Source organism: Paenibacillus chartarius (assembly GCF_042432825.1).
Taxonomy (GTDB): Bacteria; Bacillota; Bacilli; order Paenibacillales; family NBRC-103111; genus Gordoniibacillus; species Gordoniibacillus chartarius.
Genome location: NZ_JBHLWN010000011.1, coordinates 1 through 2,295, shown reverse-complemented (window position 1 = coordinate 2,295; position 2,295 = coordinate 1). Strand labels below are relative to the sequence as shown.

1 protein-coding gene is annotated in these 2,295 nt (G+C 39.0%); it reads left to right on the top strand.

Annotation, left to right across the window (positions count from 1 at the left end; translation table 11 throughout):
- The first annotated feature begins 88 nt into the window (after window positions 1–88).
- Window positions 89–2,251, top strand: coding sequence for a TnsB C-terminal domain-containing protein (locus tag ACFFK0_RS01400; RefSeq protein WP_377467896.1), 2,163 nt, complete (start codon window positions 89–91; stop codon window positions 2,249–2,251).
- Window positions 2,252–2,295: the final 44 nt, after the last annotated feature.

The window sequence follows — 2,295 nt, the reverse complement described above, 5'->3', positions numbered from 1 at the left end:
AAAACAAGACCCTGGCCGAAAGGCCAGAGCCGATGCGGGAATTTTTATTCCGAGAGGCTTATTAGCTTAAAAGGAGGTGTCTTTGAACATGCTGATTGTAGTAAATTCTATCATTGAGCGTTTGAATGAAGATCTTGAGGTTGTAGAGATGTTACGTATCTTGTGGATTGATGATGAACGAAAACATGTTGTAGTGATTAATATCGATGATCACCGCAACATGTTATACCCTTACTTTATAAGGTACGAAGAAATTATGAGGGAGATTCAAGAAAAAAAGAGTAGATTAACTGAACTAGAGACCGACATGCGGCTCTTGTCTCCTGATGAAAAATATTTAGAAAAATACAAAGACAACCGGGAACGTCGTTGGAATCTTATCAAGGATATCGTATTAAGAGAGCCAGAAATATATGTATCAGAAAGTAGAGGAAAGTTAATCCATGAGGTACATCTGTCTTCAGGAAAATCAAAGAAGGTAATCAGGGATTATTTAAAAAAGTATTGGTTTTATGGCAAGTCCAAGAACGGTTTGCTCGATAATTATTTTGACTGTGGTGTGCCCGGGAAACAGAGAGTTTATAAGCAGAAGCCAGGTCCCTTATCAACAAACAGAACTATGGTAACGGAAGCGGACATAGAAATCTTTAAATCAGCAATCAAAGTCTTTCACATCCGGAAGGGAATGAATATTACTACAACACATGAGAGGATGTGTGAAACTTTTTATAAACGCGGTTTTTATCGGAAATATGGTGTTAAGGTTCCGATTGTTGATCCGGATAAAAGTCCAAGTCTGCGACAATTTCGTTACTGGTATAAAACCAACTCCTCGCCTTTTTCACGGTATTCGAATAAACGTGGCAAACGGCGTGCAAATATGGATGTACGAGCAATGATGGGAAATGCCTCGGAAAAAGCTATATGTGTTGGGGCAGTATTTGAAGTAGATGCAACCAGAGCAGATATAATTCTAGTTTCATTTGACCGCAAGACGATACTGGGCAAGCCAACAGTATATGTAGTCATTGATGTGTTTAGCAGATTAGTTGTCGGTTATCATGTGAGTTTAGCTCCCGAGTCATGGTTCGAAGCTATGGTAGCTGTTGAACATGCTGCTACAAACAAGGTTGAAAATTGTGCGCGATACGGTATTCCAATTCACGAGGAAGACTGGCCCTGTCAGTATTTACCCCAAAACTTAGTTGGTGACCGTGGAGAGCTGAAATCACAACTTTCAGAGAGATTTGTCAACCTTAATGTGGATGTGTTAAACGCCCCTTCCTATCGTGGAGATCTAAAACCATTTGTTGAATCAAACTTTCATATAACTAATGAAACGATAAGGCAATTACTTTCCGGTTCAACAGAGGCTAAGCAACTGGTTAGAGGGGATTATAATCCTGCTCGTGATTCAGCCTGGACTATTGAAGAGTTTAATCGTTTTTTGATTGTATATTTCTTGACATACAACAAAAGTGCCTTGAGCAAAGATTACATTCCAACAAAAGAAATGTTTACTGATCAAGTTGAACTTACCCCTTTAAAAGTATGGAATTGGGATAAGGGAGTAAGATTGCTTCATGAAAAATCAAGAAAAGAACTGCGGTATAATTTATTGCCGCGCCAAGAGGCCAAGGTAACTCGCTTTGGGATTGAGTTTCGAGGACTCACTTACACTTGTGATGTTGGGATAAGAGAAGGTTGGTTTGAGGGAAACGGGAACGGAATTGATGGTAGAACAAAAATAGAGATCTCATATGATCCAAGAAATTGCAGCAGCATTTTTTTGAAGCATAAGAACGATTTGCTTTCATGTTTGCTTACAGGAAGATCCAAAGAGTTCGATGGCTTGCATTTTGATGAAGTTGCAAAAATCATGGAGTATCGAGACTCCCAAATCAAAGAACAAGAGAAACTAGAGAAACAGCCTCGGGCTGAGTTGCACGCTTTTACCAAAGTGCTTGATGAAACGGCAAAGGAGAAGACGAAAGCAGCTACGAAAGACAGAAGTTTTTATTCTAGAAATCAGAACAAACGTGAAGTTAGAAGTGCGGATAGTAAAACTTGGGGGGCTATGGGCGCGATGACTAATATTTCACAAGCAACTGATAGGTCAAATAATGTTACAAAGCCCTCTGCAGAAAATGTAGTTGTATTTCTTACTACAAATGAAAAGGACGAGATTACTTATGTGAATAATAGTGATATTCAATCGCTCTTTTCAAGAAAAAGTTTAGAAGTCCGGTGATTTAAGTCAGTTGTATCCGTCTCTTCGGCATGAAAAAAGAGGAA